Annotated in this window: 25 protein-coding genes and 1 pseudogene; 14 read left to right on the top strand and 12 right to left on the bottom strand. The window is 73.1% G+C overall.

Features of this window, described 5'->3' with window-relative positions:
- Window positions 1–42 precede the first annotated feature (42 nt).
- Window positions 43–2,526: a GTPase-associated protein 1-related protein gene (locus ACFWEP_RS01825; protein ID WP_387363918.1), complete on the top strand. Its 2,484-nt coding sequence runs from the start codon at window positions 43–45 to the stop codon at window positions 2,524–2,526.
- Between the two features lie 29 nt (window positions 2,527–2,555).
- Here ACFWEP_RS01825 and ACFWEP_RS01820 read toward each other — a convergent pair whose 3' ends face one another.
- On the bottom strand, window positions 2,556–3,131 hold the full coding sequence (locus tag ACFWEP_RS01820) for a TIGR03086 family metal-binding protein (RefSeq protein ID WP_387363915.1): 576 nt from the start codon (window positions 3,129–3,131) through the stop codon (window positions 2,556–2,558).
- Between the two features lie 112 nt (window positions 3,132–3,243).
- On the opposite strand from ACFWEP_RS01820, the gene ACFWEP_RS01815 reads away from it, so the two are divergent.
- The 3 genes from ACFWEP_RS01815 to ACFWEP_RS01805 all read left to right on the top strand — a co-directional run bounded on the left by ACFWEP_RS01815 (window position 3,244) and on the right by ACFWEP_RS01805 (window position 6,584).
- A complete protein-coding gene (locus ACFWEP_RS01815) occupies window positions 3,244–3,594 on the top strand; it encodes a hypothetical protein (protein WP_387363912.1) in 351 nt (116 codons plus the stop codon).
- A gap of 351 nt (window positions 3,595–3,945) precedes the next feature.
- Window positions 3,946–4,377, top strand: a complete 432-nt coding sequence (locus ACFWEP_RS01810; RefSeq protein ID WP_387363909.1) for a DUF2267 domain-containing protein — start codon at window positions 3,946–3,948, stop codon at window positions 4,375–4,377.
- A gap of 686 nt (window positions 4,378–5,063) precedes the next feature.
- Entirely contained in the window at window positions 5,064–6,584 is a 1,521-nt protein-coding gene (locus ACFWEP_RS01805) for a SulP family inorganic anion transporter (RefSeq protein ID WP_387363906.1), read from the top strand.
- 77 nt (window positions 6,585–6,661) lie between these two features.
- Here the strand turns inward: ACFWEP_RS01805 and msrB are convergent, their stop codons facing one another.
- The 4 genes from msrB to ACFWEP_RS01785 all read right to left on the bottom strand — a co-directional run bounded on the left by msrB (window position 6,662) and on the right by ACFWEP_RS01785 (window position 9,982).
- Window positions 6,662–7,066: a peptide-methionine (R)-S-oxide reductase MsrB gene (gene msrB, locus ACFWEP_RS01800; protein ID WP_328718707.1), complete on the bottom strand. Its 405-nt coding sequence runs from the start codon at window positions 7,064–7,066 to the stop codon at window positions 6,662–6,664.
- 14 nt (window positions 7,067–7,080) lie between these two features.
- The gene (gene murC, locus ACFWEP_RS01795) at window positions 7,081–8,481 is read right to left on the bottom strand and encodes a UDP-N-acetylmuramate--L-alanine ligase (RefSeq protein ID WP_387363902.1); all 1,401 of its coding nucleotides are present in this window, start codon (window positions 8,479–8,481) and stop codon (window positions 7,081–7,083) included.
- 58 nt (window positions 8,482–8,539) lie between these two features.
- A complete protein-coding gene (locus ACFWEP_RS01790; protein ID WP_387363900.1) occupies window positions 8,540–8,992 on the bottom strand; it encodes an indole-3-glycerol phosphate synthase in 453 nt (150 codons plus the stop codon).
- 204 nt (window positions 8,993–9,196) lie between these two features.
- Window positions 9,197–9,982 (bottom strand): pyrimidine reductase family protein, encoded by a 786-nt coding sequence (locus ACFWEP_RS01785; RefSeq protein WP_387363897.1) that lies wholly within the window; start codon window positions 9,980–9,982, stop codon window positions 9,197–9,199.
- A gap of 37 nt (window positions 9,983–10,019) precedes the next feature.
- Here ACFWEP_RS01785 and zapE point away from each other — a divergent pair, with 37 nt between their 5' ends.
- The 4 genes from zapE to ACFWEP_RS01765 all read left to right on the top strand — a co-directional run bounded on the left by zapE (window position 10,020) and on the right by ACFWEP_RS01765 (window position 14,543).
- On the top strand, window positions 10,020–11,111 hold the full coding sequence (gene zapE, locus ACFWEP_RS01780) for a cell division protein ZapE (protein ID WP_387363894.1): 1,092 nt from the start codon (window positions 10,020–10,022) through the stop codon (window positions 11,109–11,111).
- Window positions 11,112–11,227: 116 nt separating this feature from the next.
- The gene (locus ACFWEP_RS01775; RefSeq protein WP_328718712.1) at window positions 11,228–11,653 is read left to right on the top strand and encodes an OsmC family protein; all 426 of its coding nucleotides are present in this window, start codon (window positions 11,228–11,230) and stop codon (window positions 11,651–11,653) included.
- Window positions 11,654–12,045: 392 nt separating this feature from the next.
- A complete protein-coding gene (locus ACFWEP_RS01770; RefSeq protein WP_387363890.1) occupies window positions 12,046–13,572 on the top strand; it encodes a nucleobase:cation symporter-2 family protein in 1,527 nt (508 codons plus the stop codon).
- Between the two features lie 83 nt (window positions 13,573–13,655).
- Window positions 13,656–14,543, top strand: coding sequence for a polysaccharide deacetylase family protein (locus tag ACFWEP_RS01765; protein ID WP_387364005.1), 888 nt, complete (start codon window positions 13,656–13,658; stop codon window positions 14,541–14,543).
- A gap of 67 nt (window positions 14,544–14,610) precedes the next feature.
- Here the strand turns inward: ACFWEP_RS01765 and ACFWEP_RS01760 are convergent, their stop codons facing one another.
- Both ACFWEP_RS01760 and ACFWEP_RS01755 read right to left on the bottom strand, forming a co-directional pair.
- Window positions 14,611–14,805, bottom strand: coding sequence for a hypothetical protein (locus ACFWEP_RS01760; protein ID WP_387363887.1), 195 nt, complete (start codon window positions 14,803–14,805; stop codon window positions 14,611–14,613).
- A 56-nt stretch (window positions 14,806–14,861) separates the two neighbouring features.
- A complete protein-coding gene (locus tag ACFWEP_RS01755; RefSeq protein WP_387363884.1) occupies window positions 14,862–15,539 on the bottom strand; it encodes an AIM24 family protein in 678 nt (225 codons plus the stop codon).
- 88 nt (window positions 15,540–15,627) lie between these two features.
- Between ACFWEP_RS01755 and ACFWEP_RS01750 the strand changes: the two genes are divergently transcribed.
- Window positions 15,628–16,428 carry an aminoacyl-tRNA hydrolase gene (locus ACFWEP_RS01750; protein ID WP_387363881.1) on the top strand — a complete coding sequence of 267 codons (801 nt, stop codon included), beginning with the start codon at window positions 15,628–15,630 and terminating at the stop codon, window positions 16,426–16,428.
- Between the two features lie 140 nt (window positions 16,429–16,568).
- Window positions 16,569–16,928, top strand: coding sequence for a hypothetical protein (locus ACFWEP_RS01745; protein ID WP_387363879.1), 360 nt, complete (start codon window positions 16,569–16,571; stop codon window positions 16,926–16,928).
- Between the two features lie 216 nt (window positions 16,929–17,144).
- Here the strand turns inward: ACFWEP_RS01745 and ACFWEP_RS01740 are convergent.
- Window positions 17,145–17,411: pseudogene (locus ACFWEP_RS01740) on the bottom strand (alpha/beta hydrolase); the annotation flags it as partial.
- Window positions 17,412–17,517: 106 nt separating this feature from the next.
- On the opposite strand from ACFWEP_RS01740, the gene ACFWEP_RS01735 reads away from it, so the two are divergent.
- Entirely contained in the window at window positions 17,518–18,876 is a 1,359-nt protein-coding gene (locus tag ACFWEP_RS01735; protein ID WP_387363876.1) for a DUF692 family multinuclear iron-containing protein, read from the top strand.
- A 2-nt stretch (window positions 18,877–18,878) separates the two neighbouring features.
- Window positions 18,879–19,946, top strand: coding sequence for a TIGR04222 domain-containing membrane protein (locus ACFWEP_RS01730; protein WP_387364002.1), 1,068 nt, complete (start codon window positions 18,879–18,881; stop codon window positions 19,944–19,946).
- A gap of 44 nt (window positions 19,947–19,990) precedes the next feature.
- On the opposite strand, the gene ACFWEP_RS01725 is transcribed toward ACFWEP_RS01730, so the two are convergent.
- On the bottom strand, window positions 19,991–20,350 hold the full coding sequence (locus ACFWEP_RS01725; RefSeq protein WP_387363873.1) for a hypothetical protein: 360 nt from the start codon (window positions 20,348–20,350) through the stop codon (window positions 19,991–19,993).
- A gap of 155 nt (window positions 20,351–20,505) precedes the next feature.
- Entirely contained in the window at window positions 20,506–21,027 is a 522-nt protein-coding gene (locus tag ACFWEP_RS01720; protein ID WP_387363870.1) for an ATP-binding protein, read from the bottom strand.
- A gap of 118 nt (window positions 21,028–21,145) precedes the next feature.
- On the opposite strand from ACFWEP_RS01720, the gene ACFWEP_RS01715 reads away from it, so the two are divergent.
- Together ACFWEP_RS01715 and ACFWEP_RS01710 are read left to right on the top strand one after the other, a co-directional pair.
- Window positions 21,146–21,946, top strand: coding sequence for a TIGR04222 domain-containing membrane protein (locus ACFWEP_RS01715; protein WP_387363867.1), 801 nt, complete (start codon window positions 21,146–21,148; stop codon window positions 21,944–21,946).
- Between the two features lie 135 nt (window positions 21,947–22,081).
- The gene (locus ACFWEP_RS01710; RefSeq protein ID WP_387363864.1) at window positions 22,082–23,734 is read left to right on the top strand and encodes an alpha/beta hydrolase; all 1,653 of its coding nucleotides are present in this window, start codon (window positions 22,082–22,084) and stop codon (window positions 23,732–23,734) included.
- 16 nt (window positions 23,735–23,750) lie between these two features.
- Here ACFWEP_RS01710 and ACFWEP_RS01705 read toward each other — a convergent pair whose 3' ends face one another.
- Both ACFWEP_RS01705 and ACFWEP_RS01700 read right to left on the bottom strand, forming a co-directional pair.
- A complete protein-coding gene (locus ACFWEP_RS01705; protein WP_387363861.1) occupies window positions 23,751–25,676 on the bottom strand; it encodes a hypothetical protein in 1,926 nt (641 codons plus the stop codon).
- Window positions 25,677–25,791: 115 nt separating this feature from the next.
- Entirely contained in the window at window positions 25,792–26,766 is a 975-nt protein-coding gene (locus ACFWEP_RS01700) for a carbohydrate kinase (protein WP_387363858.1), read from the bottom strand.
- Window positions 26,767–26,899: the final 133 nt, after the last annotated feature.

The raw sequence follows: 26,899 nt of genomic DNA, 5'->3' as shown, positions 1-26,899 counted from the left end.
GGGTTCGGGGACGGTCGCCGCAGGACGAAGAGAGCCCCGGGCATGAGCCTCGCGCAGTTGCACTACACCTCGGCAGCTCCGGGTGACGAGGGGACGGTGGGGCGGTTCACCGCCGTCGGCCCCGGAATACCCACGGCACTGCTCTCGGAGATCGAACCTCTGCTGGGGTACGAGCCTCCGGGGGACGTGCCGTTCCTCCCCACGGACGCCGAACTCCGCTCCATGCCTCAGGCGTTCGGCTTCACCCATCTCTCGGACGGCAGCAGGCTGCTGTCCCGGGCGGTGCCGCTGGCAGCGCCGGGGGCCGCGTCCGGGCAGTTGCGGTTCCACACCCACGCCGTGCTGCTGCCGGCCGGCGCGCGCCTGCCGGGGGACCGGCTGCCGATCACCGCGTGGCGCTCGCCCCGCTGGGTGTCCGTCACCCCCAGCGGGGCGATACCCGACCCGCTCACCTCGCCGCACGCCGGTCCGGGCCTGGAGCGTGAGGCGCTCGGCGACTTCGCCGTCTCCCGGGGCCCGTGGCTCGCCGCCGTCTTCGCCGATCTGCGCCGGGTGCGGCTGGAGAACGCCTCGGGCGGAACGGCTCGGGTGGCGCTCGTGGAGCGGCAGAGCGAGGACGTGGCCCGCTGGATCGGGCTGGCCTCCTCGGTCCTGCCTCCGGAGCATGCGGAGCGGCTGACGTTCACCACGTACTCCCGGCGGCCCTCGCTCGCCCCGCAGCAGGTCGTCGGGGTGCTCCCCGAGGACGCCCATCTCCTCGACGCCGCCGAGATCCGGGTGCACCTGTGCGGCGGGCCGCACGGCCGGCCGTCCCCGCCGTCCGGTGACGCCTGGGCCGAGACCGCCGCCCGCGTCTGGCGCAACCGCGCGCCGGAACTGTTCGACCAGGCACGCCTGTTGCACGGCGAGCCGTTCGCCGCCGGGCCGCTGGCCGTCACCGCGCTCTGCGCCGGGATCGCGCTCGGGCCCGCCGAGCGTTCCACGGCCGCCGTCTGGGCGGCGGAGCGGCCGTACACGCTGGACGAGGAACAGACCCGGAAGCTGGTCGGCGCCCTGACCGCCGCCTCGATCGACGACCGCAGCGGCGGCGAATTCGACGCGGTGGGGCGGCTGTTCTGCGCACTGGACGGAAGGTCTCCGGCCGCCGTGACCGCTCCGCTCGCGGCGATGCTGGTGACCGAGGCGGTACGCGGCGGCAACGGCTCTCTCGAACTCCCCGACCGGAGCGCCTTCGCCGGCCCGGAAGGCAAGGCCATGTCCGAGGCCCTCGCGCCGGAGATCCTGGCCGAACTGGGCGGCTCCGGCGCGGCACTCGACATCGTCCGGACCGTGCAACTCCTCCGGGTGGCACGGCTTCTGGACATCGACTGCGCCGAGCTGCTGCCCTCCCTCGTGGACCGGGTGGCCCCCGCCCTCCTGGCCGCCGCCGACTTCGCCTGGGGCCCGGCCCTGCTGGAGCTGCTGGACGAGCAGTTCGACGTACGGACCGCCCTGCTGGTGGCGCTGGACCGGATCGCCCCGGACGATCCCGCCGCCATGGAGCGGCTGTTGGGGCGGGTACCGCTTCCGTTCACCGGGACGCAGTCACTGCCGCATCTGCGCATGTGCGCCGAGTCGCGTGCGGTCAGGGCGAGTTGCGGCGAGGACCGGACCTCCGCGCTGAGCCGGGTGTTGCGGACCGCCGGGATCTCACCGTTTGCCGAGCCGCTGGTGCTGCGCTCGGCGGTCGGCCTCGTCTGGGCGGACCGGGAGCCGACCGCCACGGAGGCCCGGATGCTCTTGGAGGCGGCCACCTCGGACGCCCACCGCAGCGCGGGAACCTGGTCGCACCTGGTCAGCGCGGCTCTCGGCGCGGCGGCCGACGACGCGGACGCCGCCGAACTGGCGCACGATCTGCTGCGCGGCTTCCCGCACCAGATCCTCGGCCGGGAGCGCGGCGCGCTGCTTCTGCTGGACTTCGCCCGCACGATGCGCGGGGCTGGTACCGAGCCGGAAGCCGACGGGGCGAAGGCTCCGGACCAGACGGCACCCGGAGAGGGCTGGGCGGATCGGGCGCTGGCGCTGCGCCCGGCCGCCGAACCGGTGGAACCGGGCGTCCTGGAGCACGCGTTCGGCGCACTGGCCCGCCGTCTGCTGGCACCGGAGCGGCCGGACGCGGAGCTGTACGCCTTCGTCCACACGGGCGACCCGGACCTGCTCGCCGCCTACGGCAGGGCCGCGCGGGAGGAGCCGGTACTCGCCCGGCTGCGGTCCGATCCCGCGTTCGCCGCCGACTGCTATCTGAACTGGAGTGCCCATCCGCACGCGGGCGCCCACTGGGCGGGCACCAGCACCGCCCTGCTGGACGAGGTGCTGCGCCCCGCCGTGCGCGAGCTCTCCTCCGCCGGGGTACTGGCCGTGGAGGAGGCCGTCGAGCGAGCCGGGAGCAGTGGCCGGACGGATGCCTTCCGCGCGTGGAACCGTCGCCAGACGGGCACGCTCGGCCGGATCGGCCGCCGGCTGGCGGGCAAGGTACGCCGCCCCTGACGGTCCAGGGCGTCCTCCGGCAGTCGCGGTCAGGACGGCCGGGCGGCCCGCGGATCGCGCCCGAGGAAGCCCACGAACCGGTCCATCGCCGGGGCGTCCTCGGGGACCGGCACGATCTCGCCGAACGCCTGCCCCTCGCCCCGGAACCGCGGCGGCAGCGTGACCCGCGCGCGGGCCAGCACCTGCGCTCCCTCCTCCTCGGTGAAGGGGACCTCCTGCCCGGTGGCGACGGCGAGGTCCCAGCCGTGGCCGAGGTACTCCATGAGCGTCATGTCGAACACCATCGGCGCGGGCAACTCGCCCTCCCGGACCCGGACCCGGCGGTCGAATCCGTGCCTCCGCCATCCGGCGAGCAGCCCCTGCGCGGCGGCCCTGAACTCACCGGCCGGGTCGTCACCGCAGACGTGGGCCGCCGGATCGGCTTCGTACGCGCGGCCCTCGGATCCCGCCTCGAAGACCTGGAGCCACCCCACGAGGTGGTTGCGCAGCGCCTCCACGTCGTAGGTCTCGCAGGTGGTCGGCAGGGAGAGCTGGTCGGGGCGGACGCCCTCGACGAGGTCTCCGGTCTTGGACAGAATTCCCGCAAGGAGTTCGACGTCGCTCATGGCGGGAGCTTAAGTGGCGCCCCGCCATCGACCCGGGATCGGTGTGCCGCGTCGCGGCGGGCCCGGGGGCCGGGCACACCCCAGAGCCCGACCACCCTACGGAGACGCCGCAGTGAACGTGAACAGGGACGCCGCCGCCCGGCTCCCCTCCCGTCCTTCCTCCTGGGCGTCCGGACGATGGGGCACCGGCGTCTCCGCCGTCGTCCTCGTCGCGGGAGCGCTGGTGACCGGGTACCTGGTGTTCGTCGCCTACATGGTCGAACCCGACGGGTCCTGGGACGCCCAGGCCGTCACCAACGCACGGGTCTGCGCCGCGATGGGACTCCTCCTAGCCGTCCTGCTGGCGGCGGCGACCTGGGTACCCGTCAGGTGCGCGTGGCTGCGGACGTACTGGTACGCCGCACCCGCCGCACTCGCGCTCGCGGCACTGCTGCGCCTCACCCTCTTCTCCCCCGTCCTCTGAACGGGACGGAGTTCGTGACGACCGGCGCCGACCGCGCACGTCCGTCGGGCCGCACGTCCGTCGGGCCGCCGGGCCGCCGGGCCGCCGAGCCGCCGAGCCGCCGAGCCGCCGAGCCGCCGGGCCGCCGGGCCGCCGAGCCGCCCTGGGTGCGGATTCCGGCGGGCCGACAGGCCATGGCCGCCGTTCCCGTCACCGGAAGGCTGCCCCGCACTTCGAGTGGGTACGTGTGAGGTCGCGATGGGCGGGTAACGGCTGAACACCAGCCCCGCACCCCGCGCGCACCGGCTCCGTACGTTCCACCTCCGGCGCGGGCGAGAAGGCCACTGCGACGAGAGAGGCGACCGCCGAACGATGCAGAACACGACTGACTCCACCCAGTGCGCTCCGGCCATGACCTACACCCTGATGCTCGAAAAGATCCGCTACGACGGCGCGTACCCGACCAAGGAACGGGCCGAGGAAGCGGTACGCCTCGTACTGGCCGGTCTCGGAGGACAGTTGTCCGGATCCGTGCGCGAGAGCCTGGCGGCCCGGCTCCCGGGAGAGGCCGCGGGCATCCTCCTCGCCGGAAGACCCGAAGCCCCGCTCACCGGGCGTGACTTCGTCACCTCGCTCGCCCTGCTAACCGGCGCGAGCACCGCCACCACCCGCTGGGACACGGGCTCCGTCCTGACCACGGTGGCCCAGCTGGCCGGCCCCGATCTCCTGGCCCGGTTGCTCCAGGCACTCCCCTCGGGGTACGCGCTACTCTTCGGCCGCGCCGAGCTCGCCCGCGCCGCCTGACCCGGGCGGGCACCCCTGGTGGCCTTGGTGGCCCCCATGGTCCGGTCCCCGGCACCCCGCTCCGGGCAGCTGCCGGACTCACCGAACCCTCTCGCCACCCCGCCCCGACCGCCCTCGCGCTCACCGGTCCGTTCCGGGAGACGCGGGGGCACGGCGGGCGGGGGCAGGGAACGCGGGGCAGGGGCAGCGGCTCGGCACCCGAGGAAGGCCGGGCACCTCTCCCTGGGATGTGCGTCACACCCGCCCTCCCCGCCGAACGGCACCCGCCCCCGCACCGTCCACACTCCCCGTACTCCCGCACCGCGCGCTCACGGGCCCGCGAGACGGCCGCCATCGAACCCTGCCCCGACATCGGGGTAGGGTTTTTGGGGTGGTGAGGGTACGCTCCGCGCGCCCGTCCATCACGCCGGGGCCGACGCAGCTCCCGGCGGAGGTCCGGTCCCGCATGGTCCCGTGCCGGGAGAGCAGCATGCGCGTGCCGCAGGCCCGCCGCGGCCTGTCCGTGCTGAGCTTTTCGCGCGACCGGCCCGGTGACGAACGGATCCTTCCCCGTCCGTTCCCTCTCCGCTTCCGGTCCCGGTCACGGGCCCGACCGTGGTGCGCCGTCCCGGCTCTCCGCGTCCTGACGCACGCCCTCGGCCTGCCCGACACGGTGGTGTGCCCGAGCACGACAGGTTTCCGCTGCCTTGTCCTCCACCGTCCCCGCCGTCTCCACCGATTCACCGGCCGCGCGGCTGCGCGCACTGAAGCCCGACTGGCTGGGCGACCCGAAGGTCTGGCGCACCGAGGTGCTGGCCGGGCTGGTGGTCGGGCTCGCGCTGATTCCCGAGGCGATCTCCTTCTCGGTCATCGCCGGGGTCGATCCGGCGGTCGGCCTGTTCTCCGCGTTCACCATGGCCGTGGTGATCTCCGTGGTGGGCGGGCGCCGGGCGATGATCTCGGCGGCCACCGGTGCGGTGTCCCTGGTGGTCGCGCCGCTCAACCGTGAGCACGGCTTCGGCTACCTGGTCGCCGCCGTGATCCTCGCCGGGGTCTTCCAGATCGTCCTGGGGGCGCTGGGGGTGGCGAAACTGATGCGGTTCGTCCCCCGCTCGGTGATGGTCGGCTTCGTGAACTCGCTGGCGATCCTGGTCTTCATGGCGCAGGTGCCCGAGATGCGGGACGTGCCCTGGGCGGTCTACCCGCTGATCGTGGCCGGGCTGGCGCTGCTGGTGTTCTTCCCCAAGGTCACCACGGTCGTGCCGGCCCCGCTGGTCTCGATCGTGGTGCTCACCGCCTTCACCGTGGCGGCGGGGATCTCGGTGCCGACCGTGGGCGACCGGGGCGAGCTGCCTTCGTCCCTGCCGGTGCCCGGCCTGCCGGACGTGCCCTTCACCCTCCACACGCTGACGACCGTGGCGCCGTACGCGCTCGCGATGGCGCTGGTCGGGCTGATGGAGTCGCTGATGACGGCGAAGCTGGTCGACGAGATCACGGACACCCGCTCGGACAAGACCCGGGAGTCGGTCGGCCAGGGCATCGCCAACATCGTCACCGGCTTCTTCGGCGGCATGGGCGGCTGCGCGATGATCGGCCAGACGATGATCAACGTGAAGGTGTCCGGGGCGCGGACCCGGCTGTCGACGTTCCTGGCCGGCGTGTTCCTGATGGTGCTCTGTATCGCCTTCGGCCCGGTGGTCTCCGACATCCCGATGGCCGCCCTGGTCGGGGTCATGGCGATGGTCTCGTTCGCCACGTTCGACTGGCACTCCATAGCCCCGAAGACCCTGCGCCGGATGCCCGCGGGCGAGATCGCCGTCATGGTGGTCACCGTGGTGGTCGTCGTCGCCACCCACAACCTCGCCATCGGCGTGGTCGTCGGCTCGGTCCTCGCGATGGTGGTCTTCGCCAAGCGGGTGGCCCACTCCGCGGACGTCACCGCCGTCACCGACCCGGACGGCACCACCGTGGTCTACCGGGTGACCGGAGCCCTCTTCTTCGCCTCCTCCAACGAGCTCGTCTCCCGCTTCGACTACGCGGGGGACCCGGAGCGGGTGGTGATCGACCTGTCCGCCGCGCACGTCTGGGACGCCTCGTCCGTGGCCGTCCTCGACACGATCGGCGCCCGGTACGCCCAGCGGGGCAAGACCGTCGGGATCACCGGCCTGAACGAGCCCAGCGCCCGTCTCCACGACCGGCTCAGCGGGCAGCTCTCCGCGGGCGGCTGACACCGCCGGCGGCCGGTCGGTCCGCACCGGGTACGCGAACGGGGCCGGTGACGGGCGGCCCCGTCAGGCGTCGGACGTCAGGCTTCGGGCGTCAGCTTCAGCGAGATGGAGTTGATGCAGTAGCGCTGGTCGGTCGGGGTCTCATACCCCTCGCCCTCGAAGACGTGGCCGAGGTGGGAACCGCAGCGGGCGCAGCGGACCTCGGTGCGGACCATGCCGTGGCTGTTGTCCGCGATGAGTTCGACCGCGTCGGTGTCCTTCGGGTCGTAGAAGGACGGCCAGCCGCAGTGCGACTCGAACTTCGTGTCGGAGCGGAACAGCTCCGCCCCGCAGGCGCGGCAGGAGTAGACGCCCTCGGTCTTGGTGTCGGTGTACTCACCCACGAAGGCGGGTTCCGTCCCGGCCTTGCGCAGGACGGCGTACTCGGCCGGGGAGAGTTCTTCCCGCCACTGCTCGTCTGGCTTCTCGATGTCGTACGGCACGGTGGCTCGCTCCCTCACTTCGACAGCTGGTCCAGGATGTGCGGGCCGAGGTCGGTGACGTCGCCCGCTCCCATGGTGAGAACGAGATCACCGGGCTTCGCCATTCCCGCGACGACCCCCGGAACGTCCGCCTTGTCGTGCACGGCGGTGACGTCGGCTCCGGCCGCCAGCGCGGCGTCGACGATCAGCGCGCTGGTGATGCCGGGGACCGGGTCCTCGCGGGCCGGGTAGATGTCCAGGACCACGGAGGCGTCGGCGAGGGCGAGGGCGTGGCCCATCTCGGTGCCGAGCTCCTGCGTGCGGGAGAAGAGGTGGGGCTGGAAGACGACCAGGATGCGGGCGTCGGCGGCGGCGCCGCGCATGGCCTCCAGGTCGGCGGTCATCTCGGTGGGGTGGTGGGCGTACGAGTCGATGACCTGGACGCCCGCGGCCTCGCCCTTGAGCTGGAGGCGGCGCTTGACCCCGGTGTACGTGCCGAGGGCGGAGGCGAGGTTGTGCGCGGGGATGCCGAGGGCGACACCGGCGGCGAGGGCCGCGACGGCGTTGTGGGCGTAGTGACGGCCGGGGACGGAGACGGTGAAGGTGAGGAACCTGCCGTTCAGCAGGACCGTGACCTCGCTGGTCAGCCCGCGCGGGGTGACCTTGTGGACGCGGACGTCGGCGTTCTGGGACTCGCCGTAGGTGACGATGTTCAGGTCGGACGGGGCGCTCTCGCGCAGTCGCCGGGTGAGTTCGACGGCCCCGGGCTGGTCGGCTGCGACGACGAGGGTGCCGCCCGGGTTGATCTTCCCGGCGAACTTCTCGAAGGACTCGTAGATCTCGTCCATCGAGGCGTAGTTCGCGTGGTGGTCCAGCTCGACGTTGAGGACGATCGCGACCTCGGGGTCGTACTTCTGGAAGCTGCGGTCGCTCTCGTCGGCCTCCGCCACGAAGATCTCGCCGCCGCCGTGGGCGGCGTTGGTGCCCGGCCCCTCCAGGTCGCCGCCGATGGCGTACGAGGGGTCGAGGTTCAGCGAGGAGAGGGCGACGGCGAGCATCGACGTGGTGGTCGTCTTGCCGTGCGTGCCGGCCACGGCGATGGCACGGGTACCGGTCATCAGCGAGGCGAGCGCGTCGGAGCGGTGCACGACCGGGACGGAGAGTTCGGCGGCGCGCAGCAGCTCCGGGTTGTCGGCGCGGATGGCGCTGGAGACGACCACACAGGTCGCGTCGTCGGCCAAGTGGGCCGCGGCGTGACCGATGTGGACGGTCGCCCCCAGCGCGCGCAGCGCGTCGGCGGTCCCGGACTCCTTGGCGTCGCTGCCCGCCACCTTCGCGCCCCGCTGGGCGAGGATCTTCGCGATGCCCGACATTCCGGCGCCGCCGATGCCGATGAAGTGCGGCCGTTCCATGGCGGCAGGAATACCGGTTGCCATGCGTGTCTCTCCCTGAAGTCGGTCGCGGTGCCGGGTCCGCCCGGCACCGGTGCCCAGCCTATTCGCTGTGTGCGAAGAGCTTGAGCACCGGGACGCCGACCTTGTGGCGGGCCCGGGACGCCCAGTCGCGGTGGAAGAACTCCTCCACGTAGTGCGGGGCGGTCAGCACGATGACCTCGTCGGCTTCCGCCTGGTCCACCACGGTCTTGAGGCTGTCCAGCGGGTGGTCTTCCACGACCTGCCCCACCGCTTCGGACCCCGCCGCCCGCAGGGCGAGCAGCGAGTGCTGGAGTGCCAGCCGGGCGGGTTCGCGGGCCTCCTTGCCCTCGGGTTCGTCGCCCTCGTTGGCGGCGTCCCGCAGCTCCCCGAGCGCCACGTCGTCGATCGCGCGGAGCAGGACGTCGGCCTGGTCGCCGCGTGGCTGCATGAGCACGATGAACGAGATCCGCTCGTCGCCGTGGAGGGTCGTGACGAATTCGACGTCCTCGGGGGTGAGCGGCTTCTCGATCATCAAAACGCTTGTGAACACGACGGGCGCCCTTCCGCTTCTTCATCCGGCCGGCCTGGTGGAAGGCCGCTGCTGAAACCATCCTTCCCCGTGATCGCACGGAGATTGCAGGGGTAAGTGTGCCCAGCGGAAGCCAAGCGGAACGGCAAATTCCGTTAAGAGTCGGGCGGAGTCGCGGCCCAGCGCCGGGCGGAGTCGCACCGCGCCTCAGCGGCGGCGGTACCGGGTGAAGAGGAACCCGTCCTCCTCCAGCAGCCCTGCCAGGGCGAAGCGTTCCGGCACGGGTACCGACGGGCCTCCCGCGATCCGCTGCGCCTCGCCCGCCGTCAGCATCGGCGAGACGGTCAGGCAGAGCTCGTCGAGCACACCGGCGGCGACGAACTGGCCGAGCAGCCGGGGCCCGCCCTCGGTCAGCTGCCGGGTCAGGCCGAGGGCGGCCAGCTCCCGGACGGCTCTCGCGGGGTCCACCCGGGTGCCCTCACCGGCGACCACCACCAGGGCGCCCGTCTTCCGGGCGGCAAAAACCCGGTCGGCCGGTGCGTCCGCCCCGGTGAGCACCAGGGTCGGGACCAGCGGTGCGGTGTAGAGCGGAGCCGTGAAGTCCAGGTCGAGGCTTCCGCTGACCACGGCGACGGCGGGAGCGGGCCCCTGCCCGGCCGCCGCCCGCCGCGCGGCGAACGCCTCCCGGGCGCGGGCGGGCCGGTAGCCCTCCGTACGTACGGTCTCGGCGCCGGCGATCACGACGTCGGCGAGGCCCCGCAGGGTGCCGAAGATCCGCATGTCCGAGGGGGAGGAGATGGACTGCGAGCGGCCGTCGTGCTGGGCGGCACCGTCCAGGGTGGTGACCATGTTGGCGCGCAGCCAGGGTCCGGGGCCCCCGGGGTAGGCGTACGCCTCGGCCAGTGCGTCGAGACTCCACTCGTGGTCGTCGGCGCCGGCAGGGTCGGGGGCACCCGTGGCTGTCAGGTCCGTCACAGGGAACAGGCTTCGCATGTCAGGCAGTGTGGCACGGCCCTTAAGGTGGAGAGTTGTGTCGTCCTCCACCACCGCTCCGGGTGCGAACTCCCTCACCGGCGCGACTCCGCTGTCCCTGTGCGCCCGTCGGCCGCACGTCCCCGCCGATCATCTGGTCGCCGAGATGGTGCCGCCGCCGCGCTTCGATTCGGTGCGTTTCGCCACGTACGTCCCCGATCCGACCCAGCCGAGCCAGAGCGAGGCCGTCACGGTGCTCAGCTCCTTCGCCGCCGGTCTCGGCGGGGCGTACGCGTCGGGCGAGGGCAAGCGGCGGTGGTTCGCGAAGAAGCCCGCGGCCCCGGCCGGTCCGCGCGGGGTGTACCTCGACGGCGGGTACGGCGTCGGCAAGACCCATCTGCTCGCCTCGCTCTGGCACGCCACGCCCGCCGAGCCGGCGCTGAAGGCCTTCGGCACGTTCGTGGAGCTGACGAACCTCGTCGGCGCGCTGGGTTTCCAGCAGACCGTGAAGACCCTGAGCGGGCACCGGCTGCTCTGCATCGACGAGTTCGAGCTCGACGACCCGGGCGACACCGTGCTGGTCTCCTCGCTGCTCAGCAGGCTGGTGGAGGCGGGCGTCGCGCTGGCGGCCACGTCCAACACGCTGCCGGGCAAGCTCGGCGAGGGCCGGTTCGCCGCCGCCGATTTCCTCCGGGAGATCCAGGGACTCTCCGCGCACTTCCGCCCGCTGCGGATCGACGGCCAGGACTACCGGCACCGGGGCCTGCCCGAGGCCCCGCCACCGTTCGACGACGCGCAGGTCACCAAGGCCGCGTACGCCACCCCGGGCGCGGCGCTGGACGACTTCACCGCGCTCCTCGGCCACTTGGCCGAGGTGCACCCCAGCCGGTACGGGGCGATGACCGACGGGGTGGACGCGGTCTGCCTCACCGGTGTGGTGCCGGTGCCGGACCAGTCGACGGCGCTGCGTCTGGTGGTCCTCGCCGACCGGCTCTACGACCGCGAGATCCCGGTCCTCGCCTCGGGCATACCCTTCGACCGGCTGTTCAGCGAGGAGATGCTGAACGGGGGGTACCGCAAGAAGTACTTCCGGGCCATCTCCCGGCTGACGGCACTGGCGAGGGACGCGAAAGGGCTGGTGGCGCAGTAGGTTCGTGGGGGTGACGGCGCGACTCCTCCGGGTGGCCGCGTCGTTCACCGGTTCCGCGGCACACGAGGTGCCGTGGCCCCGCGCGACCGCGCGCACCGTTTTCGAAGGGATTCACCATGGCTACCACGCGTCAGGCCCACACGGTCTGGGAAGGCAACCTGCTGGAGGGCAAGGGTGTCGTCACCCTCGACTCGTCCGGTGTCGGCGAGTTCCCCGTCTCCTGGCCCTCGCGCGCCGAGAAGGCCAACGGCAAGACCAGCCCGGAGGAGCTCATCGCCGCCGCACACTCCAGCTGCTTCTCGATGGCCCTCTCGAACGGCCTGGCCGGCGCCGGCACCCCGCCCACCCGTCTGAACACCCAGGCCGAGGTGACGTTCCAGCCCGGCACCGGCATCACCGGCATCCACCTCACGGTGGAGGGCCAGGTGCCCGGCCTGGACGAGGCGGGCTTCGTCAAGGCCGCCGAGGACGCCAAGGCCAACTGCCCGGTCAGCCAGGCGCTGTCCGGTACGACGATCACCCTGACGGCCACCCTCGCCTGACCGTCCGGCTTCGGGCCACCGCCGACCCCGCTTCCCGGGGCGCGGTGGCCCGTGCGCCGGGCCCCGCGATTCCGACGGCCCGTCAGGACAACGGCCGGGCAACGTCGGAGCACGGCCGGACCACCCACCCACCCACAGAGCACGGTCGGGCCACCGGCAAGGCAGCCTCGGACCGCCGGGCGCGGTCGGGCCGTTGGCAGGGCACGTCGGACCACCGGCCGGGCGCGGTCGGCGCGGCGTCGGGACACCGTCAGAGCACCGGCCCCGCAGCCGGATCGCGCCGGAGACCGCCCCTTCCTCCGTAACACACGCGTCATCCCACGGCCGCACGTTCTCAAAGAACGACTGGCTCAATGCACTCCAACGCAGCGACCTGCACAGGAGGGCATGACATGGACGTATCAGAAGCACCGGTTCCGCCTGGGGACCGGGACGTCCATCCGGTCGATCGGCGCCCTTCTGCGGGCAGGCTCGCCACCTTCGGACTCCAGCACGTGCTCGTCATGTACACCGGCTGCGTCACCGTGCCACTGGTCTTCGGCGGGGCCGCCGGGCTCGACACCTCGACCATCGGCCTGCTGATCAACGCGGACCTGCTGGTCGCCGGACTGATCACCCTGATCCAGAGCCTCGGCGTCGGCAAGGTCCTCGGTGTACGCCTGCCGGTCGTCACGGGCGCCACCTTCGCGGGGGTCACCCCGATGATCCTGATCCACGGCGAGTACGGCATGCAGGCGGTGTACGGCTCGATGCTGGCCGCCGGGTTCTTCGGACTGCTGATGGCCGTGCCGTTCGCACGACTGGTCCGCTACTTCCCACCCCTCGTCAGCGGTGTGGTCATCACCGTCATCGGCCTCTCCCTGATCGGTGTGGCCGCCGGGCTCATCACCGGCAGCGACCCGGAGGCGGCCGACTACGCGTCGGGGACCCGGCTCGGGCTGGCCGCCGGGGTGATCGTCTTCATCGTGCTCTTCGCCCGCTTCGTGAGGGGCTTCGCCGGGCAGACGGGCATTCTGATCGCCCTGATCGTCGGCACCCTGGTCGCCATACCCCTCGATCTCACCGACTTCTCCGGCGTCCCGGACGCGGACTGGATGGGACTGGCGGCCCCCTTCCACTTCGGCGCCCCGGAGTTCCCGGTGTCGGCCGTGGTCTCGATGTGCGTGGTGATGCTGGTGATCTTCACCGAGTCGACGGCCACGATGCTGGCGGTGGGCGAGGCGACCGGACGGCCCCTCACGGACAAGGACCTGGCGCGCGGACTCGCGGCGGACGGGCTGTCGGGCGTGCTCGGCGGCGCGATGAACTCCTTCATGGACACCGTCTTCTCCCAGAACGTCGGACTCATCCGACTGACCCGGGTCTCCAGCCGTTACGTCACGGCGGTCGCGGGCGGCGTTTTGGTCGTGCTCGGCCTGATCCCGAGGCTCGGCGAGCTGGTCGCCGCGCTGCCCGGCCCGGTGGTGGGGGCCGCCGCCCTGGTGCTGTTCGCCACGGTGACCATGGTCGGCGTGAACACTCTGCGCCGGGTGGACCTCGACCGGGGCCACAACCTGACGATCGCCGCGGTGGCGCTGGGGATCGGCCTGCTGCCGGAGATGTCCGACGGCATCTACGCGAACTTCCCGTCCTGGGTGCAGATCGTGTTCGGCAGCGGAATCACGGCGGCGGCGTTCACGGCGTTCCTGCTGAACCTGCTGTTCCACCACACGCCCTGGGGAGCCACGCCCGGGAGGGAGGGCGCACCTGCCGCGCCCGCGGCAGAAGCAGGTCCGGCCGCGGGCGCGACGACGGCCATTTTGGCCCCGGAGGGGAGCGCGTCGGCCGATCCGGCCCCGTCCGCGACGGCGGCGGAGCCGGTCCCGGAGGAGAGCGCGTCGGCCGATCGGGGCGCTCCGAGCGCCGCAGGGACCACCTGACCCAAATAAATCATATTGTCCGATATTTTCCGTGAGTGAATACCTCAGCACGGAAAGTCTCGCCTCTGATCGGTTCTGTCTGCCTGGCCGGTCTGGCTGTCTTGAGCGGGGTGCTCGCCGGATGCGGCGGTCCGGGCGGGCACCCCGCCACCACGCGACCGCCGCAGGGCGCCTCCTCCCCCACTTCCGCCGCGTCCGCGTCCGCTTCCACGGTCCCCGACCCGGCCGCCGGACAGCAGATCCCCCGGCCGCCCACCCTCGCCCCGGGCCCCGAGGGCCTCACCCCGGTCTTCGAACGGCGGCCGAAGAGCGCGGTCTCGACGGACGAGAAGGTCGTGGCGCTCACCTTCGACGCCGACATGACGGCCGACGAGGGCGACCGGGCGGCGGCGGGCGAACCGTTCGACAACCCGCCGCTGATCGACCTGCTGCACCGCCTCAAGGTCGAGTCGACGATCTTCATGACCGGCCGCTGGGCCCAGGAGTACCCGGACCAGGCCCGGGCGATCGGCACGGACCCCACCTTCGAGATCGCCAACCACTCCTACAGCCACTACTCCTTCTCCTCCCCCTGCTACGGTCTGCCGGCCGTGTCGAAGGAGGAGATGAAGGGCGAGGTGGAGCGCGCGTTCGCCGCCTTCCGCACGGCGGGAGCCCGCAACGTCGTCCCGTACTTCCGCTTCCCCGGCGGCTGTTACGACGACGAGGCGCTGCGTGCGCTGGCCACCGAGAAGGTGACGGCGGTCCAGTGGGACGTGGTCGGCGGCGACGCGTTCGCGACCGACCCGGACGCGGTGGCCGAGCAGGTGCTGGAAGGCGTGACCCCGGGCTCGCTGGTGGTGCTGCACTGCACCCGTAGCGCCGCCCCGGTCACCGAGGAGGCGGTACGCAGGATCGTCCCCGAACTCCGCGCGCGCGGCTACCGGTTCGTGAAGGTGTCGGAGCTGATGCGGGCGGCCCCGGGAAGGTGACGGGCCGGAGTGCGACCGGAAGGCGGCCGGGTCCTGGTGGCCCCCGGGCCCGTCCGCCGACACCCGGTCATCCGGAGCAGGCGTTGCGGCCGGCCTCCTGCCAGGCGCAGACCGGGCAGAGGGTGGCGCCCTTCGTCGACTCCGGGTACTCCGTCGGCTTCCGGCAGAGCACGCACTCGGCGAACGGCCCGCCCGCGTCGGCGGGTACGTCCGGCCCGAGGCCCGAAGGGGCGGGGGCCGCGCAGTACGTCTGGTCGTCCATGCGCCGAGCGTACGACGGCACCGCGCCCCTCGGCCACGCCCCCGAAGACAGCGAGCTCACCCGGCCGACGTCTTCTCCGGCTTCAGCTCGCTCGGGCGCACGATGACGAAGCCCTCCCCGTCCAGCCGCAGCTGGACCGCCTCGCCCGAACCTCCCCGCACCATCGAGCCGAAGCTCTGGGAGCGGTGCAGCGAGGTGGTGAGCTGCGCACTCCAGCCGACGACCGCGTCCGTGTCGACGAAGACCGGCTGCTGCGGCATGACGGGTATCACGATCGGATGGCCCTCGCAGATCAGGCCCAGCTTCCCGTACCCGCTGAAGACACTGTTGAAGAGGCCACCGCCGGTCATTCCGGCACCCTTCACGGTCTTGATCTCGTACGCGAGCGTCGAGTCGAAACAGAGGACGTTGCGACCGTTGATGGTGAGCACGTCCCCCTGCTCGATCTCGACGATGAAACAGTTCTGCGCCTCGTGCGCGAACCACGCCTCGCCCTGCCCACGGACCGCCATCAGCGGCAGCCCCTCACCGGTGACGGCCCGCTTGAGCATGCCGCCGATCCCCTGGCCCTTGCGCTCGAACTTCAGGTCGCCCCGGAACGCGATCATCGAACCCTGGCGGGCGTGCATCTCCCCGCTGACCGCGTACTTGACCGACTTGGTGTTCTGCAGGGTCATACCGGGGACGGTGGCCTGCTCCGCCATGTGCTCACCGGAGAATATGTCGCTCTTCATGCGGTGCATCCTCGCCCGGAACATGCCACGAATCCAAGCGGCCCACCGGGGGGCCCGCCATGTCAGAGGTGCCTGGCAGACTGGCTCCGTGAGCAGCAACGACATTCCCGCAGGCACGACGGCACCCGCCCCGACCGCCACACCCCCGGTCACACCGGCCGAGCCGGCCGGACCGCTTCCGGCGGACAGCCCGTTCCGGACCGAGCCGACCCCGCGCGACGAGGCACCGCAGTTCGTGCTGCCGCTGGTGGTGCACATCGAGAAGACCGACCCGCCCGCCCGTACGGACGCTCTCCGCACGGCGGCCCGCGCGGTGCTCACCATCCTGGCCGACGACCGTGCGCTCGGAGACGGCGAGTGGGCACAGGCGATGCGCGACTGGCAGGACGCCCGGATACGCAAGGTGGTGCGGCGGGCCCGGGGCGCCGAGTGGCGCAAGGCGGGCACGCTGCCCGGGATCACGGTCACCGGGGACGCCGCCGAGGTCCGCGTCTATCCACCGGTCCCGCTGGACGGCTGGCCCAAGGAGCTGGCGAAGCTCCAGGTCTCGGGCACCGACCTGGACGACCCCGAGCCCCCGGCCTCCCCGGACACCGCCGGCCCGGTCCTCTGGCTCAACCCCGGGATCGACATGTCGGCGGGCAAGACGATGGCCCAGGTCGGCCATGGCGCACAGCTCGCCTGGTGGGAGCTGACGGACGCCGAGCGCAAGGAGTGGCAGGAGGCGGGCTTCCCGCTCTCGGTGGCCACCCCGGACGCGGAGACCTGGCACCGCCTCACGGTGAGCGGTCTGCCCGTGGTGCGCGACGCCGGGTTCACCGAGATCGCCCCGAACTCGGCCACGGTGATCGCGGACCACCCGGCGCTCCGGGCGCGTACGGCGGGCTGACCGGCTTCCGTCCGACGAACGGTCCGGGGTGACCGGTGTGAGGCACGTGCCCAGGCGCCCCGTCGCCAGCGTGAGGCTGACGAGGCGATTGTCACCGGGTACGCCGGTACGCCGGCCCCGTTCGCGGCATGATGACTCTCATGGCGCATATCTCCTCCCGCACCGTCGGGGGTTCCTCGCTCTCCCTGTGGTCGACGGACTCGTTCCTGTCCATCGGCTCCGTCGGGTCCGTGCTGTCCATCGGTTCGGTCGGCAGCGCCCTGTCCGTAGGGTCCATCGGCTCTTCCCTGTCAGTCGGCTCGATCGGCTCTGCCATGTCCCTCGTTTCGCTGGGGTCCATCCAGAGCACCGGAAGTGCGCTGTCCATCCAGGGACGGCGCTCTGTACTGGCCGTCGGCCCTCACCGCGTGATCAGCTCGCGAGGCACGCTCGCACTGCTCGGATCGGGCGTGCTCGCCCTTGCCGGCGCACTTGCCCTGCACGCACGTATCGGGCGGTGACCGGTCCGACACCATCGATCTCGGTGCCGAGAGAACGGCTTTGCCGCGCCGGGCGACCGCCGGCCCCGTGCCCCTGCCGACGATCCGCAGTGGCCGCCTGCCCTCGTCGTCATCGATGTGCCGCACCTGCGACCGCTCGGACATGCCGAACCGTCGGTACCGAACGCGCCGGCCGGGAACGAGTTCCGGGCCGGCGCGCCGAGTACGGTGTGCGTGTCAGCTCGGATGCCGGACGAAGAACCCCAGCGAGCCGTCCACTTCGAACGACGGTACGTCCCCGTGCTTGCCGGGGTTGGCGTGCAGCGTCTTCTCACCCGAGGCCAGGGCGTCGAACAAAGCCAGGCTCTCGTCCCGCGGCACCATCTGATCGTCCCACTGGACCAGGAACTGCACCGGCACGGTGATCCGCCCGGCGTCCTGGGCCAGCCCGCGCAGTCCACCACGCACCGCCACCACACAGCGGCCCGCCCCGCCCCCGCAACCTCAAATCCTCCTCTGAACGTCTCCTCGTTCGGGTTCGCCGCCGCGCGCCGGGGTCATCACCTCCCCACGGGCAGCGAACGGATCGCCCGGAGAGGGGGAAGCACTCATGAGGCTCGGCATCGGAATCGGCTGGCGTCCGGAGATCGCGGACGCGGTGGAGGCGCTGGAGGGCGTCGAGTGGGTGGAGGCCGTGGCGGAGAACCTCTGCGCGGACCATCTGCCGGATTCGTTGGTGCGGCTCCGGGAGCGGGGCGTCACGGTGGTGCCGCACGGGGTGGCGCTGGGCCTCGGCGGCGCGGAGCGCCCCGATCCCCGGCGGCTGGCGGACCTGGCGGCGCGCGTGGAGCTGCTCGGTGCGCCGCTGGTGACGGAGCACGTCGCGTTCGTACGGGCCGGGGGGCCGGCGGCCGGTGCGCCCGCGCTGGAGGCGGGCCATCTACTGCCCGTACCGAGGACCTGGGACGCCCTGGACGTGCTCTGCGAGAACGTGCGGATCGCTCAGGAATCGCTGCCGGTGCCGCTGGCGCTGGAGAACATCGCGGCGCTGGTCGGCTGGCCGGACGAGGAGCTGACGGAGGGGCAGTTCCTGGCCGAACTGGTCGCGAGGACCGGGGTCCGCCTGCTGATCGACGTGGCCAACCTCCACACCAACCGCGTCAACCGGGGCGAGGACCCCGCCACGGCACTGGACGAGCTGCCGGTGGAGGCCATCGCCTACGTCCATGTGGCGGGCGGCGTCGAGAAGGACGGAGTCTGGCACGACACGCACGCCCATCCGGTGACGGCCCCGGTGCTGGACGTCCTGACGGAGCTGCGGTCCCGGGTGGACCCGCCCGGCGTGCTGCTGGAACGCGATGACGACTTCCCGCCCGCGGAGGAGCTGGCCGGCGAACTCGCCATGATCCGCAAGACGTTGGAGGCGACGCGCCGGTCCGGTCGTACGAGCGGTGCGGCGCGCGGGTCGGCGCGCGGGTCGGCGCGCGGGTCGGCGCGTGTGGCGCCCCCGGCCGGAGACACGACCGGGGCCCGTGAGCGGCTGGCCGGGGCCCAGGCCGGGCTGCTCGCCTCGCTCGTCGCCGGGGCCCCCGTACCCGCGGGCTTCGACGCGGAGCGGCTGGGAGTGCAGAGCCGGGCCCTGGCCGCCAAGCGGGCCGGCATCGTCGCGAAGGTGGCGCCGGAGCTGCCGGAGATCCTGGGAGCGGGCTACCGCCCCGCGTTCCTCCGGTACGCCGAGGGCCGGCCGCCCGCATCCGGCTACCGCCGTGACGCGCTCGCCTTCGCCGAGCACCTGCTGGTCGCGGGTGAGCCCGCCGACGACGCGGCCCGGCGGCGGCTGACCCACTGGTGGCAGGACCGGGCGGGGGCACGACCGCCCCGGCGCACGACCCGGCTCGTCCGCGCGGCGCGGGCCGCGTTCGCCACCACCACCCACACGCTCAGGACGTCTTCCGGGGGGAACCGATGACCATGAACCTGCTCGCCCTGCTGCTGACGGTCGCGATCGTGACCTCAAGTGTCCTGCTCCTCACGGGGCGTTCGCGCAGCGGCCGGGGGCTCGCCGCTTCCGGCACCGCGGTGCACGACGACCACGAGGCGGCGTTCCTGGTCGGCGGCCCGGGGAGAGTCATGGACACCGCTCTCACCGCTCTGCACACCGACGGGCGCATCGTGATCGGCGGCCCGGGGGTGGTCTCGGTCGTGCGGGCAGAGCCCCATGACCCGGTGGAGCGCGCGGTACTCCAGGAGTTGGCGTCCGCCCCGAACGGGGCGCTGCACATCCTGCGCTTCTCGGTCATGCACCACCCCGCCGTGCAGGAGATCGGCGACGGGCTGGCGGCCCGGGACCTGCTGGCGCGTCCGGAGGAGGTGCGCACGCGCCGCCGCTGGGCAGGGATCCAGGGCCTGGTCTGTCTCGCGCTCTTCCCCGTGTCCATGGTGGCGACCTTCGTCCAGTACGCGGTCATCGACGGATTTGGCGAGATACCTCTCCCGTTCATCGTCAAGATGCTGCCGGCGATCCTCTTCGGCGGAGTCTGCGCTCTGGTGGCGGGGTCGCGCGCCCGGGCACGGATCACCAAGGCGGGCCAGGCAGCGGCGCGCGCGTACCGTACGGCCCGTGCCGGCTCGGCCGGTACGCCCGCGCAGTTGGTGGCCGCCTTCGGGCTGCGGTCGCTGGCGGACACGGCGCTGCGCGACCAGTTGACGGCCGCCGCGCGGTACGGGGCGCCGGGGTCCCCCGTCCGGAGCGGGTCCTCCTCGGCGCGCCACCACGGGGCTGCCGACTCGTCCGTGGCGGGTGTGGCGATGGTGCCCGTGGTGTGGTGCGCGGGGACGGGTCCGGGCGGCGGCTGCGGCTCCGGTTCCGGTTCGAGCTGTGGCGCGGGGAGCGGATCCAGCTGCGGGGGTGGCGGCTCGTCCAGCTGTGGCGGGAGCGGCTCGGGCGGCTCCAGTTGCGGCGGAAGCAGTTCGAGCTGTGGGAGCAGCAGTTCAAGTTGCGGTGGGAGCAGCTCCAGCTGCGGCGGCGGGAGCAGCTGAGCGCGAGACGACCGGCTGCGTTCCCGGTGCGGACGGTTCCGCCGTCAGCGGAGCACGAGGAATTCGTGCCGCTTGCTGAACACTCCTACGGGATTGGACTCCGCTCCGGGAATCGCACGGCAGTTGAGGCTCTTCCGCTGCCCGGGTGCCACCTCGACCGAGAGGACCGGACTGGAACACCATGAGATCTTCACCTGAACCGTGTGCGTGCCGGCCGGGGTCGGTACCGAACACACCTCACCCGGCCGTACGCTGCCTACACGCTTCCCATCCACATACACGTGGTAGCGACGCAACTGCGCATAGGAATCGTCCTCGTCGCGTCGTACGGCAATCTGCGTCCTGTCGTCCTCGCCGGTTGCGCGCACCACCGAATCCGTCACGGCTTCCTGCTTCCCGCCCACGACTTCCTCCGTCCCCGAAAGACTATCGGCCCCACCTCCGGATCCGGCCCCGGCGCCCCCTGAAGCAGAACAAGCGGCCGCCCGAGGATGCCGATCGACGATTGCGCCAGGAAACCCAAGAGGAATATCGGTTGTCCTCCCCGCCGCCGGGCCTCTCATCCCCCCACCGCCTCCGCGATGTGCCGGGCCACCTCGGCGGGAGTGAGGCGGGTGGTGTCGACGACCTCGGCCTCCCGGTGCAGCCAGGCGTCGGCCGCCACGGCGTACGGCTCCAGGTGCTTCAGCCGGAACGCGGAGGGGCCCATGTCCGTGTCGCCCTCGATGCGTCCGCGGAGGGTGTCCTGGCCGGCGTGGAGGACGAAGTGGCGTACGGGGATGGCGTGGTGGGCGAGGCCCGCGCTGATCTCGCGCCAGTACTCCTCGACCAGGACGGTCATCGGCATCACCAGGGTGCCGCCGGTGTAGTCGAGCACGTGCTGGGCGGTCTCGACCACCAGGGGGCGCCACGGAGGCCAGTCCTGGAAGTTGCCCGTCCAGGGCAGCGTCGGCTTGATGTCCATGAGCGTCTCGCCGACCTTCTCGGCGTCGAACACCCGTGAGTCCGGGATCAGCCGCTGCACGAGCGCGCTGGTCGTCGTCTTGCCCGCGCCGTGGGTGCCGTTGAGCCATACGATCATGGCCGCCACGCTACTGCGGGCGGTAAGCGGCCACCGCGCAAACGAACTTCCTCCCTCTCTGTGTCCGAATGGTGAACGGACCGGACCGGTTTCTCCTCGACTCGCATAGAACTCGGTCATGGTCTGGTTGATGTGTCTGCTGATCGCATGGGCCGCGGCGGCCCTCTCCTGTCTGCGGCTCTGCCTCGCCGCCGCCAGGGCCGCCCACCCGGGAGCCGTCTCCTCCCGTCGGCCGGGGCCGGCGGCGTACGACCTGAGCCTGTACGAGACCGCGTTCCTCGCCGGAGGTCCGGAGCGCGTCGCCGACCTCGCGCTGGTCTCCATGCATCTGCGGCAGAGCCTGCTGCTGGCCCACACCGGCTGGGCCACGGTGGTGGACCCTCAGGGCCGGGACGACGTCGAACGCACGGTGATCCAGGCCATCGGGCCCGAGGGCCAGTCACGGATCGCGCCGGTACGGGCAGCCGCCGCGTCGGCCGAGCCGGTACGCGCGCTGGCGGACCGTCTGGTGGCGGCGGGACTGGCGATGCCGCAGGCGCTGCGCGGCGCGACGGCGGCGGCGCTGGGCGAGGTACGGCGCACGGCGGTGCTGATCGTGGTGCTGGCGCTGGCGTCCGTGACGCTCCCGGGCCGGTCGCTCTCACCCGGTGGACCGGCGATCGTCTGGTTCGTGCTGCCGCTGGTGCTCGTGGTGGGCTGCCTGCTCATCGTGCGGATCGAGAACCATCCGTACAGTCCGTGGGCCTCGCCCGCCGGGCAGGAGTGGCTCGACTCGCTGCGGACTCCCGGCCCGGGGCGCGGCGCCCACCTGCATCTGCTCGCCGCCGTCGCCGTGCGGGGCCTGCACGCCGTGCAGGACCCGCTGCTGCGAGCCGCCCTGACGGGCCGTCGCGCCGGCCGCACGGGGCACGCGTACTGATTCCGGGCGCGCCGGTCGGTCACGCCGGACACGCCTCCGCACGCCGTCCGACGGTCCTTTACTTCGCCCTCCGCGCGCCCGACGATCCTCTTCCCCGCAGGACGTCCCGCGGGGCAGGGACGAAGGGACCATCCGGTGGGAGCAGTCACGCGGTACGCGACGGCCGGGGCACTGGTCCTCGCCGCGCTGACGGCCGCGTCAGCCACGGCGACCACCCCGGCCGCCACCCCGCGGGCCGGGACGGCGGCCCGGGCGGACGTCACGGTCCCCGAGGCATGGGGCACGATGATCGCCGCCGGACGGGCCCGGGAGCGGGGCATCGCGTTCGGCGACTGCCCGGAGAGCGAGATGCTGCCCGAGTCGCTGCGCTGCGGGACCTTCACCGTGCCGGTCGACTACGCGCACCCCTACGGTCCGCGGATCGCACTCGCCGTCAGCCGTACCGCCGCCACCGGCGACGCGGCGGAGCACCAGGGCTCGCTGGTCTACAACCCGGGTGGTCCGGGTGCGGCGAGCATCACGTTCCCGCTGGTCGGCGACTGGGCGGCCTGGCGCGAGACCGCCCGCGCCTACGACTTGGTCGGTTACGCCCCGCGCGGTGTCGCTCCGTCGCCCGCGCTGTCCTGCCGTCCCCCCGAGGAGGCGGCCGGGGCGCCCACCGACTCGCCGCAGCAGCCCTCGTCCGCGTACAAGCAGGAGCGGACCGTCCTCGCGAAGGCGTACGCGGACGGGTGCGCGCTCGCCGCCGGGACGGCGCTGCGCCACTACTCCTCCCTGGACGGCGCCCGGGACCTGGAGGTGCTGCGCGCCGCGCTGGACGAGCCGCGGCTGACGTTCATGGGCACGGACCAGGGCGCGTACGTCGGAGCGCTGTACGCGACGCTGTACCCCTCGCACGTGCGCCGGATGGTCTTCGACTCGCCGCTCGACCCGGACGCCCGGCGGATCGGCTACCGGGCGGGGCTGGCCCGCTCGCGCGCTCTGGAGTCCCGCTTCGCGGACTTCCTCTCCTGGGTCGCCCGCCACGACGACGTGTACGGCCTGGGGACGACGGCCGCCGCGGTGCGCAGCCGGTACGACCTCGTGCGGACCGAGCTCTCCCGGAGTCCGGCGGGCGGAACGGTCGGGACCGCCCAGCTCCAGGCGGCCTTCCTGGATGCCGCGTACTACGACGACTACTGGGCGATGCGGGCCTCGGCCCTGTCCGCGTACGCGAAGGGCGACCCGGAGCCGCTGATCACGCAGGCGTCCCCCCGGCCGTACACGGCGAAGGGCGACGAGAACGCCGAGGCGGTGCGCACGGCGGTGGAGTGCAACGACGGGGTGTGGCCCGCCGACTGGCGGACCTGGGACCGCGACCACACCCGGGCGGCCCGCCGGGCCCCGTTCGCCACCTGGGCGGGCGCCTGGGCGAACCTGCCGTGCGCCTCCTGGCCGAGGACCCGGCATCCGCTCGACGTACGGACCGGGCGCGGCGGCCTCCCGCCGGTGCTGGTCCTGGCGGCGGAGCGCGACGGGGTGACGCCGTACGCGGGGGCGGTGGAGCTGCGGCGGCGGCTGCGCGGGGCGGTACTGGTCACCGAGCGGGACGCGGGCTCGCACGGCATCGGCGGCGCCGAGAACGCCTGCGTCGACGGCCACCTGGAGACGTACCTGCTGACGGGCCGGGTGCCCGAGGAGGACGTCGCGTGCGCCCCGCACCGGGAGCCGAACCCGGTCTCGCTGAACCGCGCCGTCCCCCGGGACGCCGGGCCGCAAGGACTGCTGCGGGGCGAGCCGGGCGTCTGACGGGGCGGCCACGTGGTCACGTCGGCCGTAGTGCTGCCACGGCTGCCGCCGCCTCGTCGAGGATGCGGTGCAGGACGGGAACGGGGATCGCGGGATTCGTGACCGCGGCGCTCGCCGTCTCCCGGTCGTGCAGCAGTCCGGCCAGGACGCGGGCCGGCAGCCGCGGATTGCACACGACGGTGGCGCGGACGGGGGCCGCCGGGTCGTTCAGCAGCCGCACCGCGTCGGCGGGTGACAGCCGGGGGTCCTCGGCCGCGCGTCGGCGCGCCTCGGCTTCGGGGTCCCGGACCAGGCGTGCGACGTCGACCTCCGTCGACTCCGGATCGTCCAGGGCCAGTCTGCGCATCCGACCGCTGGGGTCGGTGATGTGGCGCAGCAGGCCCGTACGGGGAAAGTTGGGGTGGCTGCGCGGCCGGTCGGGGTGGCTGAAGCTGCCGTCCCACCACCGCCAGACCTCCAGCAGCATGTCGGCCGGCGCGTCCTCGCACGATTCGGCGAGGAACAGTCGGACCGTCCGGTCCTCGTCCCGCGCCAGACGTGCCACGGCGTCCGGCGGAAGGTGCCGGGCGCGGGCCACACTGCGGCGGACCAGTGGATGGGACGACGCGGCGAGGCGGCGCATCGCGTCGGTGTCACCGTGCAGGTCTTCGACCCAGGACAGGGTGAGCGACATGGACGTCGGGTCGAAGTCATGGCGTATCCCGGCACGTTGTTCCTCGGTGAGATCGGCGCGCAGCGCCACCGCGGAGCGGACGCCGCCTCGCGGATCGTCCGACAGCACGGCGACGCCCTGTGCGCTCAGGCCCGGGTTGGCGGCCATGGCCCGTCGTGCCTCCGCGTCCCCGCTTCGGACCAGATCCGCCTCCAGCGCGGGCGCCAGGCGGCACCGTTGGAGCGCCCTTCGCGGATCGGGCAGAGTGGCGAACACCTCGTAGGGCATGGGTAGGCCGGTGTGGTGGGCGAGCAGCGCGTCCGTTCGCACCGTGTGGTCGGTGTCGGACAGCAGGCTCTCCCGCAGCGGTGAGGAGAGCTCCTCCCAGCGGGCGCAGGCCGCGGCCCGCACCCGGGGATCGGGGTCGGCCACGAGGCCCGGGAGGTGCTCTGCGGGGAGCCCCGGAAGTTCGGCGGCTCGCGCCCGGGACGGTCCGGCGAGGAGGTCGTCGTACAGGTCGTCGGGGAGCCCGGCGCCCCAGGCGTGGGCGTGCTCGGCCCAGTGGACGCGTCGGTCCGGCGACGGCTCGGCGCGGACCAGTCGTACCCACTGATCGGACGTGAGCCTGGGCCGGAAGGTGTCGGCGGGTCTCGACCGCACCCGCGGGTCGGGGTGCGCCACCGCGGCATCGAGAACGGCGGGCCGGTCGCATCCGTGCAGGAAGCCGTCCTCCACGTCCAGCAACCGGATCAGGAGTCCGTCCGGCGCGGCCGGATTGGATCCCAGCCGCTGTGCCCAGTGCAGAGGCAACGCGTGCCGGCCGGGAACCTTCGCCCACACCTCGGCGCGCTCGGCCTCCGTTTCCGTCCCGGCGGCTTCGGCGGCCTCCTCCAGCCGCTCCGGCAGCCGGTCGAGGGCCGTCACCCGCGGCCCGTCCGCGCCGGGCACCTCCGCCAGCAGTACCTGCCCGTCGAGGGAGAGCGCCACGTACCCGGGGTCGCGGGTCAGCTCCGGCACGCCGCTCCCGGCGTACCGCACCCGGGTCCACCAGGAGTCGTTGCCGCCGATCCGGTGTCCGAGGACGGCCACCAGGAACTCGCCGTCGCCATCGCGCAGACGGCGCCACCACGCTGCGTCGAGCGCCCCGCGGGTCACTCCCTCCGGTGCGGCGGTCCCCCGTGCGATCCGCAGGCCCGCCTCCGGCGGGAACAGGCTGCCCGGGGGCACCTGCTCGACGACCGTGAGTCCGGCGTGTGCGAGCAGTTCGTGGAGTTCTTCTCGGCGCGGCACGCGGTCATGGTCCCAGCCGCTCGCGGTGGGAGAAAGCGTTCGGCCCGGGCTTACCGGAGCGGGTCCGGGAACGGCGGCGGCGGTAGCCGTACCCGGGCGGGCCCGTGAGCGGCCGTCAGCCCGCCCGCTCCGCCATCTCGGCGGCGTACGGCGGCTGGGCGCCCGCCACCGCGCAGGTGCGGGCGGCCACCGCGACGGCGAACTCCGTCGCGCTCCGCAACGCGGGCTCGGTCAAGCCGTCCAGACGGCCCCCCAGCAGCCCGTCCGCCGCGAGGCGGTGGAGAAGTCCGGCGGTGAAGGCGTCCCCGGCGCCGATCGTGTCGGCCACGTCGACCGCGGGCGCGGGCACCCGGACGCCGAAGTCGCGGGTGCGGGCGAGGGCGCCGTCGGCACCGAGGGTCACCACGGCGAGCACGGCGCCCGCCGCGAGCAGCCGGTCCGCGGCCTCTTCGGGGCCGGTACCCGGCATCAGCAGCTCCACGTCGTCGGCGCTGACGCGGACGATGTCGGCCAGCGCGCACCAGTGGGGCAGCCGGGCGCGCAGGTGCTCGACGTCGGCCAGGGTGGGGCGCACGTTGGGGTCGACGCAGACGGTGGCGGTGTCCCGGGCCTGTTCCAGGGCGGCTTCGATCGCGGCGGCGCCCGGCGGGAGCGCGAGGGCGAGGCTGCCGGTGTGGACGCAGACGGCGGGCGGTACGGCCGCCAGTGCCGCGGTGAGCTCGGCGTGGGTCCACTGCCAGTCGGCGGTGCCGTCGGCGTAGAAGTCGTAGGAGGCGCCGCCGGTCTCGTCGATCCGCGCGAGGGCGAGGGTCGCGGGGCGGGAGCTGGTGGCCGAGGGGCCGAGGTCGACTCCGGAGGAGGCGAGCCGCTCGCGCAGCAGGGTGCCGAGGGGGCCCTTCGAGAGGCGGCCGGCGAAGCGGGTGGGGGTACCGAGCCGGGCGAGCGCGACGGCGGTGTTGGCGGGGCCGCCGCCGGCGTGGACGGTCAGCGGGGTCGAACCGTCCGGGGCGGTCGTGCCGACGAACGCGTCGGCGACGGTCTCACCGATGACGGTGACGGGCGCGGAAGGCGAGACGGGCGAAGACGTCATGACCGGGCCTCGGGCTTTCTTCTGGGGCGGCCGGGAGGCGGTCGGACCACCGCGCCCCGATGCCTCGCGGAGCGGGACAGCCCTTGGCCTCCGGCCCTGGGTCCCGGGGCGTGCGGGTCACGAGGACACGCAC

Origin of the sequence: Streptomyces sp. NPDC060198 (assembly GCF_042728415.1) — a bacterium.
Lineage (GTDB): Bacteria > Actinomycetota > Actinomycetes > Streptomycetales > Streptomycetaceae > Streptomyces.
Note: the sequence above shows the minus strand (reverse complement) of the source record. Positions and strands in the feature narration are given on the sequence as shown.